Source organism: Dehalobacterium formicoaceticum, from assembly GCF_002224645.1.
GTDB classification, from domain to species: domain Bacteria; phylum Bacillota; class Dehalobacteriia; order Dehalobacteriales; family Dehalobacteriaceae; genus Dehalobacterium; species Dehalobacterium formicoaceticum.
Genome location: NZ_CP022121.1, coordinates 1,189,227 through 1,208,490, shown reverse-complemented (window position 1 = coordinate 1,208,490; position 19,264 = coordinate 1,189,227). Strand labels below are relative to the sequence as shown.

The window sequence follows — 19,264 nt, the reverse complement described above, 5'->3', positions numbered from 1 at the left end:
ATTGATCTTTTCATCAGTCCTGGCTAATCTCCTGCTCCAAATCCTCGATCTTTTTAATAATATTTTTTATTTTACGATGATAATTCCTTGGTAATATAAAAATCGCTTGCTCCCCTTCTTTTTCCACACTAAGAATATCGTAAATTTTTTGAATGATATCATCATGGGCCTTGCAAGCCTGATAAGCATCATTCATATATTGGGCGATGGTCATGGGCTCAATTTCTTCTTTCTGTACCTGAGCAAGCATGCCGCGTTTTACGCGAACGGCATCTCCGCTGCGTAAAATAAAAACCGGTTTGTCATGTACCATACTATCCCGATAACGATAGAGACGGCAAACTTTCTTCCAAAGGACACTATATTTATTCAGTTTTTTCCGGCCAAACTGTTGGGCCACCTCTTCCCATTTATCCAAAGTACTAAGCCGATCATATAAACGGCTCATATTGTGCAGAACAAGATCTCTCACTTCGTCATCCACATGAATTAAAATTCTCTGATTAATCAAATAAGGGATCAAGGAATTGATGAAAGATTCTAAGGAAAAGGTGACATAAAGCTTGGTCGTACAGGAATGCATGGCCAATTCCTCATACCTGGCTCCCATGTTTTCATCTAAGACCTGATCTATGGGAAGTCTCTCCGGCTCAGAACACCTGGTTTTCAGTAATTCCTTGCTCTCCCAAGCCAATTCATAGATGGCACAAGCGCTTTGATAGCATAGATCTAAATACGTTGAGGTGCTGGCCACCAGATATTCAGTTTGCGATTGATAGAAGTCCCCTGTATACAACAAACCAAACATACCCTGCCTCCTGCCCATGATAATACTATTCTCCCAAAATATTATCATCTCATGCAAAAAAAGTCGGATAACCTGGCACCTTCCGGACGAACCAATAATATTATATATCAGAAATGGAAACGGGCTTTCTCCTCACCGCTCTTAAGGAGGATCATAAAAATGCGTAGACGCCGGAAAGCAAGATACTATTATCGGGATGAAGTTCAGAATGAAAACCTTGATCCAGGTTTAGACGCAGGAATTAATATTCCCTGTGAAGTCCCTCAAACTCAGGTGAAACAGGAAAAAAAAGACGTGGACCTGAGAACCGTCATTCAATGCGAAGGAAACTTTTTCTGTGAGGTGGTCCGGCGCCTGTCAAAAGAAATTGATTGTGCCCGAAACCTGGATGATTTGACAGACATTGTTACCCTTGCGGCAAAATTTATTCAAGCCAGTGCTGATAAAGAAAAGGCCCTCGCCAGTTCTCTGGCAGCATCAAAAAAACCAGGCTGCCCTGAAAAAAAATGCGTACATGAACATACAAAATGCACACCTGAACATACCGATTTGGACCATGAACCGGACGAGGAAGTATAGCATCTGCAACCACCATTTTCCGAGCCAAAAATGTTAGACGGAGCCATGGATCCGTCTGATAAAATAAAAAAATATAGGAGCGTGTTTAAGTTGACCTACAACCCAAACAGATACAAGGAAAATGCTTTCTCAGAAATTGCCCAAGCTGAGGCTGAGATTGCCCAGTGTATGGCGGACTTTGTCTGCTGCGTTTTGGACGAGCTGAAGCATGACAACAGACGTTGTGTTGAGGAGAAGATTGAGTTATTCAGATGTTTGATTCTGGCATCAGCTGTCAAAGAAAAAGCCATTGCTGCTGTAATCAATGCTTTGGCAAACAACACCACGGCAAATAAAGGGGTCTGCGACTTTCCTGAAGCTTACATGGAAGAAGAATAAAAAGTAAAATAGGGGCTATGCGCCCCTTATTTTACTTTTTTAATCAATTTACCCACCATTAAAATCTTGTTGGCGATGCATCAAATCCATTTAAGGAATTATTCAAACAACTAATTGAGGCAAAGTAGTACCACCGGTAGGCATCACCCAAATTTTTGCTTCCCTTCCCTTGATGCGCAATGCTTCTTGTAAAGCCTGATTTGCTTCCTGAAAAGGCTCCATAAATAATTTATGTACCGTCTTTTCCGGCAAGGTGGAAACGAGGAAAATCCGGAATTGCTCTGCCATATCGGCAATTGCTGCAGCCTTATGGCCTCCCAATTGAAAATCCTGGGCGATGCGTTTCAAAACATCCTGGGGACGATGCGCCTCCTCAATCCAGCGGCTAAACGTGCTCTCTCCCAAACCTTCCCCGCATTCTGCCACAAGAATAATAATTCCCCCCGCCTTTGCCGCCCATCTGGCATTATCTAATGCTTTTTGTGCCTGGTAGACATTAATATCTTTGGGAAAACCATGAGGGCTTGTAACCACAATATCTGCTAACTCACGGATCGGCAGACGATATGCTTGATCAAGTATTTTGCATCCTGCCCGATGGGCTTGGATAAAATCCCCAGCCACCGCCGCCATCAGGTTCTTTTCTTCATCCAGAACCACGTTGAGAATAAAATCGATGGACAGGTAATTTATCACTTCCTCCATATCCGCCCGGACGGGATTTCCTTCAATAATTCCCACTTTTGCCTTGGGATGGAGCATCATCCGGTGATTTGCCTGAATGGTAGCTCGCGTACACACCCCCGGCACCAGGGCTTTTACCCCGCCGCTATAACCGGCAAAATAATGGTAATCGATGTTACCTAAGCATATTCGTTTTGCAGCCTCTGCCACAGGTCGAAAAACCTGAAAAGGAGTTCCAATCCGGCTTTGTCCCACCTGGATAAAATCCCCTTCCCCGCCATAGGAATCGATGCAGTTAAAACGTTCATAAACCTGAGGTCCTACCAATTTTTTCATTTCCTCGGCCGTATGAGGCCGATGCACTCCTAATCCGGATACGATGGTAATATCCTCATCTTTTACTCCTGCCTGATTTAGTTCTTCCAATACCGGTGGCAGGAGCAGAAAACTGGGACAAGGTCTCGTGATATCACTAATGATAATCGCAACCCGCTCTCCTGGCGCGACGATTTTACCTAAAGGTGCGGTCCCGATGGGATTTGCCAACGCCTTTTTAATCATCTCTTCCCCTGGGATCTCTGCAGGCTTGTTTTGGGGTTTTAAACAGCCTAATAAGTTTTCTTCAGGAATCTGCACGGTTTGCGACCCATTTCCGTATCCCAATGAAATATTCTCCATCCCAATCCCTCCTTTTTTCTAAACATGCCAATTGATGATTATTGAAGTGCATTTAAATTATCCCACCGCTAAAGCAAGCATGGTGGCAACTCCGATTTGCAGGGGATCGTGGATAACTCTGTCCCGATATTTCTCAAAGGCCTGTGCATTAAGACCCAGAGGAATACCCGGTGCAGCAATCATTGCTTGATCGGTCAAATCCTCCGGTGAGATAAATTCGCCCTCCGGAGTGGCATCAATCAGAAAATCATATATTTTCAATGCCTGTTTCAAGTTGGGTTCCTGTTTCATATCCTTCTTAGTTTCTTTCATCCTCAATTCATTTTGATCATAGACAGCAACCTTAGCTCCAGATTCCAAAAGATATTCTGCGGCACTGGATCCTACCGGTCCAAAACCAATGACCAGAACCTCTCGTCCTGCCAAGCCATCAGCCATGCCGGCGAGAGCAGCCCCAAAACCTCTGCCTGTTCCATATCCATTGTCAATCACTTTTTTCGTGCGCAGATTCAAAGCAATAAATTTCTTGTCATCCGCCATAAAGATGATCTCGTTTTCTTGGCATACCCCTTCATAAAACCCGGCAACGTCTGTTTCCTCTGTCACCGTTGCCTGAAAACCCATTTTTCTGATAATGCTTGCGACAAATTGAGTAAAACCTCCAATCACGCCTTCTCCCGATGTAATCGGAACCACTGCAACGCGATAGCTTTGTGCTGCCTTCCGAAGATCATGAATGGTAATATTCCCTCCGGCACAAGCAACTTCCGATAAATTCAAACCTGTTTTTTGAGAAGTTCTTCTTCATAAACATCAAGTTCACGTTCTAAACCGGCGATATCATTTTCTACTAAGCGTGTCATAGGTCCACTCCTTCTAACGATAATGATCATTTCTGTAAAAAAAGAGCCTTAATCCCATGATTAAGGCTCTTTCCGTCTCATATTTTCCCATTAAAAGGGAAATATATCAAATCGTTTTAATTTTAGAATAAGCCGCTCACTTTACCGGTATTCACATCTACATCAATTCTTCGGAATCCGGGATCTGAACCGGTACCCGGCATCATGGAAATTCCACCGGCCATAGGACAAATAAATTTAGCACCGCCGTATACCAGTACGTCACGAATCGGCAATCTCCAATTCTTGGGCACACCTTTCAATGTGGGATCGTGGCTTAAGCTGAGATGGGATTTTACCATCATGGTTTGGAAATCATTGAACTTAGGATCTGCTTCAAAGGCTTTTGCTTTTGCTTCAGCATCAGGAGTCCAATCCACACCATCAGCACCGTATACTTCTCTGGCAATGATATCAACCCGTTGACGCAAAGGCATATCCAAGGGATAGAGATATTTGAAGTCCACAGGTTCTTTACAAGCATCCATAACTGCATCAGCTAATTCCAGCGCACCGTCTCCGCCATATTTCCAGTGTTCAGACAATGCGCAGCGTCCGCCGGCTTCTTCAACGATTTTCTTAACCAGAGCAATTTCTTCTTTGGTATCAGTGGCAAAGCTGTTGATGCAAACCACCGGATTAATGCCGGATTTCTTGATATTCTTCATGTGATGGAGCAGGTTTTCACAGCCTTTTTCCACTAATGCCATGTTCTGTTTGGTATATTCTTCGGGAATCGGCCGTCCGGGAACAACTGCCGGGCCGCCCCCATGCATCTTCAAAGCACGGATTGTGGCAACTAATACGGAAACATTAGCCTCCAGGCCGCTTAAGCGAGTCTTTACGTTCCAGAACTTTTCAAATCCGATATCAGCAGCAAAACCGCTCTCTGTTACATGATAGTCAAACATCTTAAGTCCAACACGGTCTCCAATGATGGAGGATTGTCCGATGGCAATGTTAGCAAAAGGACCGGCATGAACCAATACCGGTTGGTGTTCAACTGTATAGCAAAGAGTAGGATTAATGGTGTTTCTCATGAATGCTGCCATGGCGCCGTCTACTTCCAAATCACCGGCAGTAACATAATTGCCATATTTATCATAGGCGACGATCATATTGGAGATTCTTTCCCGCAGGTCTTTTAAGTCGGTAGCAACAGCTAAAATAGCCATTAATTCAGAACTAACGGTAATGGCAAATTTGGAGGACATCATGAAACCATCTCTTTTGCCGCCAAGACCCATAATAATATTACGGAGTCCCTGAGCAGCAAAGTCCATGACCCAACCCATTTCAACTCTTTTGGGATCAATGTCCAATCTCTTTAAGTTGCGTTTTGCCAATTCTTCATCAGAATAATTAGCTTCATGCTGCATTCTGGCATTTAAAGCAACCATACAGAGGTTATGAGCATTTTGGATATCATTGATATCACCGGTTAACCCTAAGGAGAATTCAGTCATCGGAATCAACAAAGCGTTCCCGCCGCCTGCAGCAGTTCCCTTTACATTCATGGTAGGTCCGCCGGAAGGCTGACGCAGACAACCGCCTACATTCATCCCCCTTTTGCCTAAACCTTCGATTAAGCCTAAAGAAGTGGTGGATTTTCCTTCTCCCAAGGGAGTGGGTGTAATTGCTGTTACTTCAATAAATTTGCCATTAGGACGATCTTTTAATCTATCCATAATTTTGATAAAGTCTAATTTAGGTGTTTTGCCATAAGGAATAAGCTCCTCATTGGTGAGACCCAATTTATCTCTCCATTGTTCCGGAGAAAGCATTGATTTTTCTGCTTCTTCAGCAATCTGCCAATCTTTAAATTCTACTGGATCAAGCATATATTCCGCCCCTTTCATTACCTTCATTCTAGTTCTTGTTTATGGATGCTTTGTAAGACACTGGTTTTTGCTCAAGTCCCGCTCTTCTGCCACTGTTCCATGAGATATGTAGAAAATTTACAACGATCTAAAGCTTTCAATGATTCGTTCATTCACATTTGCAGAAGTTGGGATCAAGACAAAACAAGCATTTTCCTTCAAATTCCACCATATAGAACATTCGCCATTGAATCTTAAATTCCTTTAATTGAAAAAATTTTTTTTACCTGGTTAGTATGCTCCCCAAAAAATACATTATACTTTTTATTTTTTTCCTTGTTTCATCAATGCCCGCACCTTTAATGGTAAGCCAAAGAGATTGATAAAGCCCTCGGCATCTTTTTGATTATAGACTTCATCCTCACCAAAAGTAACAAATTCCTCATTATACAAGGAATAGGGGCTCTTGGCGCCGGCAGGGGTACAATTTCCTTTATATAGTTTCATCCGCACCACACCGGTGACAACTTCCTGGGTTTTGTCCACAAAAGCATCCATGGCTTCCCTTAAAGGAGAATACCACACACCATCATAAACTAATTCCGCATATTTACCGCTTAAGATTTCTTTAAAATGCATCGTTTGCCGATCCAGGCACAGATATTCCAATTCCTGATGGGCGGCATAAAGAACTGTACCGCCGGGTGTTTCATAGACGCCTCTGGATTTCATGCCAACCAAACGGTTTTCGACCATATCTGTTATCCCCACGCCATTAACGGCAGCCACCTGATTGAGATAGTTCATTAATTCCAAAGGTTTTTGGGCTTTTCCATCCACAGCTATGGGAATGCCATTTTCAAATTCAATTTCCACGTAAGTAGCTTGATCCGGTGCTTTTTCTGGAGGAGTGATAATCATATAAAGGTCTTGTAAAGGTTCATTCCAAGGATCCTCCAGGTCGGCCCCTTCATGACTGAGATGCCAGAGATTGCGATCCATACTGTACGGTCTTTTTTTAGTTACAGGTACGGATATGCCCCGGGCTTCCGCGTAATCAATGGCATCTTCTCGGGAACGAATATTCCATTCTCGCCAGGGAGCAATGATTTTTAAATCCGGAGCCAAAGCCTTCACCGTTAATTCAAAACGCACCTGATCATTTCCTTTTCCTGTAGCCCCATGGGCAATGGCCTCTGCCCTTTCTGCCCGGGCAATTTCAACTAAACGCTTGGCAATTAAAGGACGGGCAAAGGATGTACCTAAAAGATATTTTCTTTCATAGACAGCACCCGCTTTGAGGGTGGGATAAATAAAATCAGTAATGAATTCTTCCTTCATGTCTTCGATATAGATTTTACTGGCCCCGGTTTTAATCGCTTTTTCCTGAAGGGGCTCCAACTCTTCACCCTGCCCCACATCAGCCGCCATGGCAATGACTTCATATCCGTAAGTTTCCTTGAGCCAGGGAATGATAATGGAGGTATCCAAACCTCCTGAATAGGCAAGTACTACTTTTTTTGACATATCTAGTTCCTCCTTCTTGATGAAATCCTGCTCTTTTAAATGTTTCAATTGGCTAAAGCCGATTCCAGGATCTCCATGGCTTGATCAATCTGACTAAAGGTAATGTTCAGGGGGGGCAGAAATCTCAGTACCTTCGGTCCGGCACTTAGGATCAATAATCCCTTTGCTAAGCAATCATTGATAATTCCGGCTACCTCTTTTTCACATTCCACACCAATCATTAAGCCTTTGCCCCGAATTTCCTTTATAAAAGGATACTTCTTTTTTAATGCTTCCAATTTACAAATAAAATATTCTCCTGCCATATGAGCATTTTGCGCCAGATCCTCTTCCAGCATGACCGTCAAGGTCGCCACTCCGGCCGCTGTGACCAAAGGATTGCCGCCAAAAGTTGCCGCGTGATCTCCCGGTTGAAAAGCCCCGGCCACCTCTTCTTTGGCCAGGAGTGCACCAATGGGAGCTCCTCCCCCTAAAGCCTTGGCCAAGGTCATGATATCCGGTTCAATATCATAATGCTCATAAGCAAAAAGTTTTCCCGAACGCCCCAAGCCGCACTGAACCTCATCAACGATAAAAAGAAGCTTGTTTTCATCACAGAGCTTCCGGACTCCTTTAATAAAGTCATCCTGCCCGGGTACGACTCCCCCCTCGCCCTGCACCGGCTCCAGAAGCACAGCACATGTATGGGGTCCAATATTTTTTTTCAAGGCTTCCAAATCATTGAAAGGGGAATATGAGAAACCTGCCGGCAAAGGCTCATATCCTTGATGATATTTTTCCTGTCCCGTAGCTGTAAGGGTGGCTAAGGTCCGGCCATGAAAGGATTGCTTCATGGTAATGATTTCGTATTTATCTGTGCCCATATGTTTTTTCGCATATTTGCGAGCTAGTTTAATAGCTCCCTCATTGGCTTCCCCTCCGCTGTTGCAAAAGAAAACCTTATCAAAACAAGAATTGTTGACCAACATTTTTGCTAACTTAATCTGAGGTTCTATCCAGTATAGATTAGAACAATGGAGCAAGGTTTCCGCTTGATCCTTCACTGCCTGAACCACCTTAGGGTGACAATGGCCCAGATTATTAACGGCAATACCGGCAACAAAATCCAAATATTCCTTGCCATCTGCATCCCAGACGACAGCCCCTTTTCCCCGCACAATGGCCAAAGGCAATCGTCCGTATGTATTCATCACATATTTTTGGCCTTCCTGTGTCCACTCTTGATTATTCAAAAAAAACGCCTCCTTGACAATACACCCTGATGCTTTACTTTAATTACCTTACCTTAATCTTAATCTTTCTCCACCATCGTGCCAATTCCCTTATCGGTGAATAACTCCAATAAAATACTGTGGGGTAACCGTCCGTCAATAATATGGGTTCCCTGTACTCCCGCCTCCAATGCCCTTATACAGCACTTCACTTTGGGAATCATCCCCCCGGCAATAATTCCATCCTGCATCAGCTGATCAATTTCACTGGTTTTGATGACAGAGAGGATGGAAGATTTATCTTGAAGATCATAGAAAATCCCTTCTACATCTGTTAAGAGAATCAACTTCTCCGCCCCTAGAGCTCCGGCAATTTCTCCTGCTACCAGGTCGGCATTAATATTATAACTTTCACCATTCACCCCTGCCCCAATGGGTGCGATCACCGGAATGTAACCATTGGTCTCCATGATGCTTTCAATAATACCCGTGTTGATCTTTTCCACTTCACCAACGGAACCAATATCCACCATAGTTTCCCGGCCGTCAGCGTCTTTTGTCCATTCATACTGCTTACGGGCCAAAATCATTTGACCATCTTTACCGCATAAACCTACGGCATGACCGCCCAGCCGGTTGATTTGAGCGACGATTTCTTTGTTTACCTTGCCCACCAAAACCATTTCTACCACTTCCATCGTGGGTTCATCCGTGACCCTCAGCCCATTGACAAATTCCGACTTGATATCCAGTCTTTTTAGAAAGTGATTAATTTCAGGACCGCCCCCATGGACCAGAATAGGGTTCATGCCTACTAATTTCATAAGGATCACATCGTTCATCACTGCTTTTTTTAATTCGTCACTGAGCATAGCGCTGCCGCCATATTTGATCACCACCGTTTTGCCGTGAAACCTCCGGATATAGGGTAAAGCTTCTATTAAAACTTGAGCTCGCTCCAAAGGAGTATACTTAGAATCCTGCATCCTCACCTAAAACCTTTCTTTTATGTTCTATAGTCAGCGTTAATTTTAACATAATCGTAGGTCAAATCACACCCCCAGGCAACTGCCCCCTGGGACCCTTGATGAAGATCAATGATGACCTGGATTTCCTTTTCCTGAAGAATTTTTTTCGCATCTTCCTCATTAAAGAGCAACCCGGTGCCTTGATCCGCCACCTGGATCCTGCCGGCAGCACTCTCCAAAAATATCTCGACCCGATCCGGATCCATATTCGCTTCCGAGTACCCTACTGCACATAAAATTCTACCCCAGTTAGCATCCTCGCCAAAGAAAGCAGATTTTACCAAACTGGAGGAAATGACAGCTTTGGCTGCAAGTCTCGCATCTGCCTCACTTAAGGCATTTTGCACCTGAACCTCTAAGAGCTTGGAAGCTCCTTCCCCATCCTGAGCTATCATCTTGGCTAACGCAATGCAAACATAGTCCAGGGCTTCCTGAAACTGTTCCAATAAGGCTCCGTCACTTTCAATGGTTTTATTTTCGGCCAGGCCGTTAGCCAGGATAAGAGTCATATCATTGGTACTGGTATCTCCGTCTACGGAAATCATATTAAAGGATTTGTCCACAGCCTTTTTCAATGATTTTTGCAGAATCTCCGGTTCAATGGAAGCATCTGTAGTGATAAAACCCAGCATCGTTGCCATATTAGGATGAATCATCCCGGATCCTTTACTCATTCCCCCTAAGGTTACTGTTTTATCCCCCAGAGAAAATTGAACAGCAATCTCTTTACTGAAAAGATCTGTAGTCATAATCGCCAGTGCGGCCTCATGACCGCCCTCCGGTGAGAGATGATCAACCGCATTTTTGATCCCGCTTTGAATAATATCCCGGGGTAATTGCTGACCGATCACACCTGTAGAAGCAACCATCACCAACCCTTCCTCAATGCCTAACCCTTGGGCAGTCCAAGCTGCCATTAAACGGGCGCTTTGGGCCCCTTCCTCACCGGTACAGGCATTGGCATTACCACTGTTGACCACAATCGCCTGTCCTTGGCCCATAGCCGCTGTTTTTTGCGTGAGGACCACCGGGGCCGCCTTTACGCGATTCTGAGTATAAACCCCCGCTGCAGCAGCCGGAACCTCAGAAAAGATCACAGCTACATCCGGTTTTTTCTTGGAACTTTTTTGATTCCAGCATGGATCCCGGCACTTTGAAATCCTTGTGCCGCTGTAACACCGCCGGAAATTACCGTGATTGCCATTTTTCGACCTCCTTCTATCATGAAGTGAATTTCAATTGATCCTGATGATTAGGGATAAAGAGGCACCTGTTCCAAACCTGCCTTTTCCGGCAAATTGAATAAAATATTCATGTTTTGTACCGCCTGACCTGCCGCACCTTTCACTAAATTATCGATCACAGCAGTTACAATCACCCGGTTGGTGCGGGGATCTGCCATCAAGCCCAAATCACAGAAATTTGTTCCTGTTACCCATTTAGTTTGAGGCCAAATGCCCGGTTGATGTAATCGCACAAAATATTCATCTTGATAATAGCTTTGATAGAGATCATGGAGGTTCCTGACAGCGCCTTCCTGGTTTAGAGTGGCATAGGCAGTGGTTAAAATCCCCCTGGTCATGGGGATTAAATGAGGTGTAAAGGAAATGAGTACCTCTTTTCCCGCCGCTTCTCCCAAAGCCTGTTCAATTTCCGGGGTATGGCGGTGTTTTCCTACATTATATGCCTTTAAATTCTCCGCGCTTTCTCCATAGAGACTGGTGATCACAGCATTTCTGCCGGCACCTGAGATCCCGGATTTTGAATCCACAATGATGGTGTTTAAATCGATCAATCCTTCCTTGATCAAAGGATACATTGCCAGAATGGCACTGGTGGGATAACAGCCCGGATTGCCTACGGCTTGTGCTTCTTTAATTTTTCCCCGATTGATTTCCGGCAAACCATAAACAGCTTCTTGTGAAAGAGCAGGATTTTCATGTTTGACATGATACCATTCTTCATAAATATCCGTATCCCTAAAACGGAGATCCGCCCCCAAATCAATCACTTTTTTCCCTGCTTGGCAGATCTTTTGGGCAGTAGAAACGGCATGTCCATGGGGCAGTGCTAAAAAAACCACATCGGAAACAGCGCCGATCTCTTCATCATTTTGTTCCTGTAATTCATGATCCAGCAACCCGTTTAAATGAGGATACACTTCCTGGATCTTTTGCCCGGCATATGTTTTTGAAGTCAGGCAGCTCAATTTCACATCAGGATGTAAAACCAATAATCTGATTAACTCCACTCCTGCATATCCGGTTGCTCCAATGACACTGACTTTAATCATTGACTGGCCCCCTAACAATAACAATTTATGCTGTAATTTTCTATATTATAATTATACATTATCATGTATAATTTATCAATCCTTGATTTTGGGGTGATGAAAGAAATTGCTTATTTAATTTAATATTGGGGAAAATAGTTTTAATATGATGATACCAAACAGGAGGAAAAAGATGTTTGATCTCATTTGTGATTCCCCTTATCGTTTAGGCACCGGAGAAAATGATTCCCTTTCTCTGCCGATTAATAAAAGAAAATACCCTCGGGATTACGGGAAAAGAATCAGTCAAAAAACATTAACCAGAAGTTCGGAAACTGCCTTTAGCCTTACACTCTAAAAGAAAAAACCAGGAAAAAGCTCTTCAAGCTTTTTCCTTTATCGGTAATTAATAAACTGCAGTTCAATCTGGTAATCCTGTTGTTTTAAAAACTGGATTACCTTCTGGAGATCATCACGATTTTTTCCGGAAACCCGTACTTGATCCCCCATGATCTGGGCTTGGACCTTAATTTTCATGTTTTTGATATCCTTAACCACCTGGCGTGCCTTTTCCATCTCGATCCCTTGTTGGATCTTAATGGTCTGACGCATCATCCCGCCAGAGGCATCTTCAACCTTCCCCAAATCAAGGTTTTTTACCGGCACCTTACGATTAATCATTTTCGTTTGCAAAACATCAATCATACTGCGCAGCTTAAAATCATCCTCGGCAATGATTTTAATGCCTTCTTCCTCCAATGTGATTTGAGCTTTACTGTTTTTAAAATCATATCTTTGACTGATTTCCTTTTTGGTTTGATTGACAGCATTATCCACTTCCTGCATATCTACCGTGGAAACAATATCAAAGGATTCATCCTTAGCCAATGATCTCATCCTCCTCTTAAAAAATTATTTTTCCCCTATTTAACTTTACTGTTTCTGAATCATCCTCATTCTATCACTTATACATTTCCCAAGTAAACATGTTTTAACTTTTTCCCGGCGATTTCCCTGGCCCGATACATGGTCTCAATCGGCGTAGGAGGGATGTCCATCTGATACTGAGGAAAATAACGGGAAAAATGCACAGGCACCTCTGTCCCCAAATTAGCGGATATCCAATTGACCAAAGCTTCGATTTCTTTTTCGCTGTCGTTCAACCCGGGAATAAGCAAGGTGGTAAGCTCCAGGTGTTTTCCTTCCCGGTAAGCCGTCTCCGCACTTTTCAGCACCGGGGCTAGTTTTCCTTTTACAACCTTTTGATAAAACTCCTCCGTAAAGCCCTTCACATCAATGTTGAGGGCATCGATATATGGCAACAAGCTCCGGAAGGGCTCCTCCTGAATATAACCGTTAGTCACCAAAACATTTTTTAAGCCCGCCTCCTGTACCTTTTGAGCAGCCGCCAGAACATACTCATACCACATCAGGGGTTCCGAATAGGTATAGGCGATACCAATCGATCCTTTTGGCACCATTTCCACCGCCAAGGATGCCAGTTTTTCCGGTGTTACATACTCACCTGCCGTGCTTTGATGGGCAATCTGCCAATTCTGACAGAAACCACAATGAAAATTGCATCCAAAGGTACCCACGGAAAGAATTTTACTTCCGGGTAAGAAGTGATAAAGAGGTTTCTTTTCAATGGGATCCAAAGCCAATGCAGTTACCTGGCCATAATTCAGGCTGAAGAGCACTCCATCCCTGTTTTCCCTGACACGGCAAAACCCTCGTGCCCCCGGTTTTATAATACAGCTGCGGGGACATAACTCACAAAGGATCTGATTTTTTTCCTGGATCCGATAATACAGCGCTTCTTTCATGCCAACTCTTCCTTTCTTCTACATGGTTAAGCATGATCTTCTAGTCCTGAGTTTCTTCATTAAAAATAACGCACCACTTCAAATCTTTCCAACTGCATGGCTTCACCTTTCTTAATCCCTGCTTTTTGACGGGCGATGTCCACTTGCTCTTCAGCCGTATCGATACCCTCTAAATGAGGTAATAGAAGACCGGACCGATAGCCATGCCGCACGATAACACCGTATTTTTGCGGATCCAGTTCCTCAAGGCCAGTAATTGGCTCCGGCGGATAAAGCATGTCTACCGAATAGGTCAAATCTTTCAACTCCCCTTTAGTCACGGGAGGAAATCTGGGATCCTGCGTTCCCGCATGAAGGGCATTTTGAATAATTTCCCCAGCCATGTTTTCCTGAGTGGGTTCGATGGTTCCAATACAACCCCGCAGCTGTCCCCTAATTTTCAAGGTAACAAAAACCCCGGCCTTCTTTAACAAAATTTCGGGCAGATTTGGCGGAGGATCTATCCCCTTTCCTTCATTGATATAAGTCTCTAAAGCTAATCGAGCCAATGCCACAGGCGGACTTTCTTTTGCTTTCCGCTCTTCGTGAGGTGAAGCGGGAATAATTTCTCCTACCAGATAGCCCACACCGTAAGGACCTTGATAAGAAAAATCATAAAAATCAAAATCCAAGCCGTCCAAAGCACCCAATAGCATAATGAAAGAACGCAGTCCACATTCTCCCGCTTGCTCCACAAATCCCGGGTCAAGATCCAAAATCCCTGTTACGTCTTTCTTTTTTAGAAGGTTAATTAATAGACGATCGTATTTTTCACCTTGGGGATGATATCCGGCTGGGGCATCCTGGGTTAATCGATGGGAAAGATCACCGCTGGCTACAAACACCGTACGTCGTGCCAGGTTTTTGATCGCCTGACGGATGATCATGCCGAATTGATAATGCTCTTGAAAGGATAAAAATCCGATGGAGATAGGTAAAATCGGGCATTCAATGCCGTTTTTTTTCAGGAAATATAAAGGAACGGTGATGCCGTGATCCAGCTTTAAAGAGATACCGTATTTTTGGGCTGTGTCAGCATCAAGACCAACCACCGGCATGCCCTGTCCGGCAGCCAAACGGATAATTTCCTCTCCCATAGGGCGGTCATTCACTTCATGAAAACGAACTTGTCCTGCCCCAAAGGACTGAAAATCCCCTTGCAAAGGGTTCTGCAAGGATATCGAAAAGGCATCCCGAAAAACCGTGCCATGAGGTGTGACAAAAATAATTAGCTCCGGTCCGGCCTCTTTGACCGCTAAAGCCATTTTCTCCATCCCATCAATTGTTTGCCGGGCCTTTTTTCTTTCCTCCCCACCCACCTCAGGAACAATAATCGGAGGGTGCGGGGAAATAATACCTTTGATCAAACTCATCAAATCGCCTCCCCACAGTATTTTTGGCTCAATAGATCCTTTCCTGCCATTTTTATATTAATCTAATCATAACCTAATCATAACCTAATTTTCCCCATTTGAAAACAAAAATAACCCAAAAGCACTTCTCATCCTTGAGCTGCCCTTTGGGTATCCATCAATCAAGCAGGTAGGTTTATTCTTCCGTAAAATACTTGGCCAGACCGGAGTAAATAGCCCAGGCCAGTTTTCCTTGATATTGAGGATCATTAAGCATTTTTTCTTCTTCAGGATTGGAAATAAAACCTACCTCTACAACCACTGTAGGCATGGATAACTGGCGTAAAATATATGCCTCGGTATGGGGGAGGGCTTTTCTCTTGGTATTCTTTAGAATCCGCCCCATTTCATCCTGAATACAAACCGCCAGTCTTTCCCCTTCTTTGGAACCGGGATGATAAAAGGTTTGAGCCCCTGACCAGCGGGAAGACTTCAGCGCATTGCCCTGGATGCTGATAAAGACCTGAGCCTGGTGTTTTTCGGCTAAAGCAATACGGGCATCTAAATCCGTCTTTTTTATATTACTATAGCTTTGATCATCTTCCCTGGTCATAATTACAATGGCACCGGCCTGACTCAAATTATCACATAATCTCTTGGCAACTGCTAAATTAATATCCTTTTCCAAGGTACCTGCAGGACCAACGGCCCCGGGATCAATGCCCCCATGACCGGCATCCACCACAACGACCTGATGCACCAAAGACAAGGAAATAACCGCTCTTTCTCTGTTCATGTACTGATAAAATGCGGAAAAAGAAATGATCATACCCAAGGCAATAATGAGCACCATCGAAGGAATAATATACTTTGGCAGCTTAAAAGTACGAAAGAAAACAAATTGCATGATCACACCCCCCGAACCTTCTTTAAATATTTATGCAGTCCGAGGGGGAGATAGACATCAATCTTAGGAAATGACCTCGTTCAGATCAACTACGGGCGCATTCTCCTGCTTCCCCTTTTAGAATTTCTATGCCATGGGACAACGCCGGTAAAATGGTTTCCAAGCATTCCCTTACCGCTTTAGGACTTCCCGGCAGGTTGATAATCAGGGTGCCTCCTCTGATTCCTGCTACCGCCCTGGAAAGCATGGCCTTGGGCGTGATTTTTAAGCTCTCCCAACGCATCGCCTCTGCTATGCCGGGTACCAACCGCTCCACTACCGCCCGTGTAGCTTCCGGTGTCACATCCCGTGACGCAAAACCGGTCCCTCCCGTCGTAAAAACCAGATCCAATTTTTTTTCGTCGGCATATTCCTTCATTTTATCCTCTAACAATCTTTGCTCATCTGCCACCATATCGTAAGCTATTACCTGCCCTTGGATAGATTGTACCAATTCTCTGATCACCGGAGCGCTTAAATCTTCTCTTTCCCCCTTGGATCCTTTGTCACTGGCTGTGATAATACCTACTGTAATTACACTTCCCATAGTTTTTCCCCCTTCCGCAGAAAATCTCCGCTTTTACCGCCGGATTTACTGACCAATCTAATATTTTGGATTTCCATTCCTTTATCCACCGCTTTACACATATCGTAAATTGTAAGGGCACCAATGGATACTGCCGTTAAAGCTTCCATTTCTACCCCTGTTTTCCCGGTAAGCTTAACCGAGGCTTGGATTTCCACCTTACTTTCCTCTTCATTGATAAAAAAAGACATGTCAATCCCCGTTAGTAACAAAGGATGACACATAGGAATCAAATCCGGTGACTTTTTTGCCCCCATAATCCCGGCAATCTGGGCGACAGCTAAAACATCTCCTTTCGCAATCCCCCCCGTTTTAATTAAAGAAAGGGTTTTTCTATGCATCCGCACTTCTCCCCGAGCAACGGCGATTCGGATCGTATCATCCTTTTGGCTGACATCCACCATCTTGGCCCGGCCCTGTTCATTGATATGGGTAAATTCCTTCAAAATATTTCCTCCTTAAAAACATACATCAATTCTTTTTTCATAAACAGCATCGGATATTCCCGCTCATCTTTATCCTATGATGGTTTCATCTCTATTCTATCTTAATAAGGCGTAATTATAAACAGCATTCTTAGCATTTGATGAAGCTTTTATGCCTTCTGATGCAAAGAAAAAGTTATCCCACCGTCTAAGAAGCGGGAGATCTTGGTGCCGGTTAGTTATCAGATCAATCTTAGATGGATTTTCTGCAAAAAATATATTATGATAATATCAGTTTCAAAAAAAACATTTAACCTAAGGAGTGAGAAAATCGTGGAGGATCAATCCATTAAAAAATATACCTTGTTAGCGGTAACATTAGCTTCTTTTTTGACAGCAATTACCGGCAGCGCCATTAATCTGGCTATTCCTGCTATTGGAAATGAATTCCAAAGCAGTACCACCTCTTTAAGCTGGGTAGCGACCAGCTATCTTCTGGCTTGCGCCGCTTTTTTGGTGCCATTTGGCCGTTTAGGGGATATTGTAGGGCGCAGGAAAATTTTCTTGCTGGGAGTAAACGTATTTTTCCTTTCCTCCCTTATGTGCGGTTTCGCCTGGTCCATGGCGAGCCTGATACTATTTCGCATCATCCAGGGGATTGGGGCGGGAATGATCTTTTCCACCAACATGGCAATTCTGACTTCTGTTTTTTCACCTCAAGAACGCGGCAGAGTATTCGGCATCAGTGTGGCCGCGGTATATACAGGTCTTTCTTTTGGTCCGGCTATCGGCGGCTTCTTAAATCATCAATTTGGTTGGCAGTCTATTTTCATATTTACCTCTATCTTAGCTTTGATCGTTGTGCTTTTTACTGCCTTCGGGCTGAAAGGGGAATGGCACGGTGCAGCAGGGGAAAAATTTGACCGTGTGGGTTCATTCCTTTATGTTCTTGGGATTACTGCTTTCATGTATGGCATCTCTGCCATGACTACCAGCCCGGCAGCAAAATTTGTATTTCTGGCCGGTTTTATTATTCTCCTGGTCTTTGGCTTTTATGAAGTCAGAATTCAGCATCCGATTCTATACCTGTCCTTATTTAAGAATATCACCTTTGCCTTTTCCAACTTAGCGGCTTTTATCAGTTATAGTGCCACCTTTGCCTTAGGCTTTCTGCTCTCTCTTTATCTTCAGGAAATTCAGGGCTATGATTCTCAGGTATCCGGCCTGATTCTGCTCTCTCAACCGGTGATCATGGCATTACTTTCTCCATTTAGCGGCTCCTTGTCCGACCGAATTGAACCCCGGGTACTGGCAACTCTGGGCATGGTAATTACCACCGTTGGTTTAATTCCTTTAAGTTTTCTTACTCCATCTACACCTGTTTGGCTGCTGATTCTAGATTTGATTTTCTTGGGTATCGGCTTCGCCTTGTTTTCTTCACCCAATACCCACGCCGTGATGAGTTCCGTGGAAATACGTTATTCCGGTATTGCCTCTTCTACCTTGGCCACCATGAGAATGACAGGCCAAGCGGTAAGTATGGCGATAGTTACCTTAATCATGTCCGTCTATTTAGGCGATGCCCAGCTCTCACCCAGCTTATATGGCAGCCTGCTGACATCTACCAAGACTTCTTTTGCCGTCTTTGCCCTGATCTGCTTCGTAGGAATCTTTGCTTCATGGGCCAGAGGCAAAAAACAGCCTGTCCAGGCAGGCAACCAACCGCTGTAAAGGCACGCAAAAAGACCATGGACTTCTCCATGGTCTTTGAACTACAAAAAATATTAACGTTTGGAAAATTGGCTTGCTTTACGGGCTTTCTTCAAACCATATTTTCTTCTTTCTTTCATCCGGGGATCACGGGTCATAAAACCGGCTGCCTTTAACTTCGGTCTTAGTCCGGCATCCGCCTGCACCAGTGCACGGGCGATCCCATGTTTAACAGCACCAGCTTGTCCGGTGGTTCCTCCCCCACGCACCCTTGCAATTACATTAAAGCGGGAAATTGTGCCGGTCAGCTCTAACGGCTGCTTCACAATCATTTCCAAAGTCTTTTTGCCAAAATATTGATCGAGCTGACGCTCGTTTACAACTACTTGACCTTCACCAGGTACAATCCAAACCTTCGCAATGGCGTTTTTTCTCCGCCCTGTACCATAATATTTTGCCTCTGCCACTTATCGCATCCTCCTTTCTAAATCTT

18 protein-coding genes and 2 pseudogenes are annotated in these 19,264 nt (G+C 44.0%); 4 read left to right on the top strand and 16 right to left on the bottom strand.

The window, feature by feature from the left end; all coding sequences use genetic code 11:
- Nucleotides 1–13: 13 nt before the first annotated feature.
- Nucleotides 14–808 carry a hypothetical protein gene (locus CEQ75_RS05985; RefSeq protein WP_089609518.1) on the bottom strand — a complete coding sequence of 265 codons (795 nt, stop codon included), beginning with the start codon at nucleotides 806–808 and terminating at the stop codon, nucleotides 14–16.
- 159 nt (nucleotides 809–967) lie between these two features.
- Between CEQ75_RS05985 and CEQ75_RS05980 the strand changes: the two genes are divergently transcribed.
- Together CEQ75_RS05980 and CEQ75_RS05975 are read left to right on the top strand one after the other, a co-directional pair.
- Nucleotides 968–1,387: a hypothetical protein gene (locus tag CEQ75_RS05980; RefSeq protein WP_089609517.1), complete on the top strand. Its 420-nt coding sequence runs from the start codon at nucleotides 968–970 to the stop codon at nucleotides 1,385–1,387.
- 81 nt (nucleotides 1,388–1,468) lie between these two features.
- Nucleotides 1,469–1,765 carry a hypothetical protein gene (locus CEQ75_RS05975; RefSeq protein ID WP_198306642.1) on the top strand — a complete coding sequence of 99 codons (297 nt, stop codon included), beginning with the start codon at nucleotides 1,469–1,471 and terminating at the stop codon, nucleotides 1,763–1,765.
- Nucleotides 1,766–1,867: 102 nt separating this feature from the next.
- On the opposite strand, the gene larAH6 is transcribed toward CEQ75_RS05975, so the two are convergent.
- The 8 genes and pseudogenes from larAH6 to argC all read right to left on the bottom strand — a co-directional run bounded on the left by larAH6 (nucleotide 1,868) and on the right by argC (nucleotide 11,908).
- Complete coding sequence (larAH6, locus tag CEQ75_RS05970) at nucleotides 1,868–3,127, bottom strand: nickel-dependent malate racemase, LarAH6 family (RefSeq protein ID WP_089609515.1); 1,260 nt, start codon at nucleotides 3,125–3,127, stop codon at nucleotides 1,868–1,870.
- Nucleotides 3,128–3,184: 57 nt separating this feature from the next.
- Nucleotides 3,185–3,910, bottom strand: a pseudogene (gene pylD, locus CEQ75_RS05965) (3-methylornithyl-N6-L-lysine dehydrogenase PylD); the annotation flags it as partial.
- A gap of 202 nt (nucleotides 3,911–4,112) precedes the next feature.
- Entirely contained in the window at nucleotides 4,113–5,870 is a 1,758-nt protein-coding gene (locus CEQ75_RS05960; RefSeq protein WP_089609513.1) for a formate--tetrahydrofolate ligase, read from the bottom strand.
- A gap of 303 nt (nucleotides 5,871–6,173) precedes the next feature.
- On the bottom strand, nucleotides 6,174–7,376 hold the full coding sequence (locus tag CEQ75_RS05955) for an argininosuccinate synthase (RefSeq protein WP_089609512.1): 1,203 nt from the start codon (nucleotides 7,374–7,376) through the stop codon (nucleotides 6,174–6,176).
- Nucleotides 7,377–7,420: 44 nt separating this feature from the next.
- Entirely contained in the window at nucleotides 7,421–8,608 is a 1,188-nt protein-coding gene (locus CEQ75_RS05950; protein WP_157677348.1) for an acetylornithine transaminase, read from the bottom strand.
- A gap of 59 nt (nucleotides 8,609–8,667) precedes the next feature.
- Nucleotides 8,668–9,573: an acetylglutamate kinase gene (gene argB / locus CEQ75_RS05945; protein ID WP_089609511.1), complete on the bottom strand. Its 906-nt coding sequence runs from the start codon at nucleotides 9,571–9,573 to the stop codon at nucleotides 8,668–8,670.
- A gap of 20 nt (nucleotides 9,574–9,593) precedes the next feature.
- Nucleotides 9,594–10,819, bottom strand: a pseudogene (gene argJ / locus CEQ75_RS05940) (bifunctional glutamate N-acetyltransferase/amino-acid acetyltransferase ArgJ).
- A 48-nt stretch (nucleotides 10,820–10,867) separates the two neighbouring features.
- Nucleotides 10,868–11,908: an N-acetyl-gamma-glutamyl-phosphate reductase gene (gene argC / locus CEQ75_RS05935; RefSeq protein ID WP_089609510.1), complete on the bottom strand. Its 1,041-nt coding sequence runs from the start codon at nucleotides 11,906–11,908 to the stop codon at nucleotides 10,868–10,870.
- A 172-nt stretch (nucleotides 11,909–12,080) separates the two neighbouring features.
- Here argC and CEQ75_RS18275 point away from each other — a divergent pair, with 172 nt between their 5' ends.
- Nucleotides 12,081–12,245, top strand: a complete 165-nt coding sequence (locus tag CEQ75_RS18275; protein ID WP_157677347.1) for a hypothetical protein — start codon at nucleotides 12,081–12,083, stop codon at nucleotides 12,243–12,245.
- A gap of 38 nt (nucleotides 12,246–12,283) precedes the next feature.
- Here CEQ75_RS18275 and CEQ75_RS05930 read toward each other — a convergent pair whose 3' ends face one another.
- The 6 genes from CEQ75_RS05930 to moaC all read right to left on the bottom strand — a co-directional run bounded on the left by CEQ75_RS05930 (nucleotide 12,284) and on the right by moaC (nucleotide 17,082).
- The gene (locus tag CEQ75_RS05930) at nucleotides 12,284–12,775 is read right to left on the bottom strand and encodes a YajQ family cyclic di-GMP-binding protein (protein ID WP_198306641.1); all 492 of its coding nucleotides are present in this window, start codon (nucleotides 12,773–12,775) and stop codon (nucleotides 12,284–12,286) included.
- 77 nt (nucleotides 12,776–12,852) lie between these two features.
- The gene (gene amrS, locus CEQ75_RS05925) at nucleotides 12,853–13,713 is read right to left on the bottom strand and encodes an AmmeMemoRadiSam system radical SAM enzyme (protein ID WP_089609508.1); all 861 of its coding nucleotides are present in this window, start codon (nucleotides 13,711–13,713) and stop codon (nucleotides 12,853–12,855) included.
- A gap of 59 nt (nucleotides 13,714–13,772) precedes the next feature.
- A complete protein-coding gene (gene amrA, locus CEQ75_RS05920; RefSeq protein ID WP_089609507.1) occupies nucleotides 13,773–15,125 on the bottom strand; it encodes an AmmeMemoRadiSam system protein A in 1,353 nt (450 codons plus the stop codon).
- A gap of 175 nt (nucleotides 15,126–15,300) precedes the next feature.
- Nucleotides 15,301–16,011, bottom strand: coding sequence for an N-acetylmuramoyl-L-alanine amidase (locus CEQ75_RS05915; protein WP_242965385.1), 711 nt, complete (start codon nucleotides 16,009–16,011; stop codon nucleotides 15,301–15,303).
- 85 nt (nucleotides 16,012–16,096) lie between these two features.
- Entirely contained in the window at nucleotides 16,097–16,597 is a 501-nt protein-coding gene (gene mog / locus CEQ75_RS05910; RefSeq protein ID WP_089609506.1) for a molybdopterin adenylyltransferase, read from the bottom strand.
- The gene (gene moaC, locus CEQ75_RS05905) at nucleotides 16,585–17,082 is read right to left on the bottom strand and encodes a cyclic pyranopterin monophosphate synthase MoaC (protein WP_089609505.1); all 498 of its coding nucleotides are present in this window, start codon (nucleotides 17,080–17,082) and stop codon (nucleotides 16,585–16,587) included. The genes mog and moaC overlap by 13 nt, the downstream gene beginning before the upstream one ends.
- 312 nt (nucleotides 17,083–17,394) lie before the next feature.
- Between moaC and CEQ75_RS05900 the strand changes: the two genes are divergently transcribed.
- A complete protein-coding gene (locus tag CEQ75_RS05900; protein WP_338032001.1) occupies nucleotides 17,395–18,792 on the top strand; it encodes an MFS transporter in 1,398 nt (465 codons plus the stop codon).
- Nucleotides 18,793–18,845: 53 nt separating this feature from the next.
- Here CEQ75_RS05900 and rpsI read toward each other — a convergent pair whose 3' ends face one another.
- Nucleotides 18,846–19,238 (bottom strand): 30S ribosomal protein S9, encoded by a 393-nt coding sequence (gene rpsI / locus CEQ75_RS05895; RefSeq protein ID WP_089609504.1) that lies wholly within the window; start codon nucleotides 19,236–19,238, stop codon nucleotides 18,846–18,848.
- Between the last annotated feature and the right edge of the window lie 26 nt (nucleotides 19,239–19,264).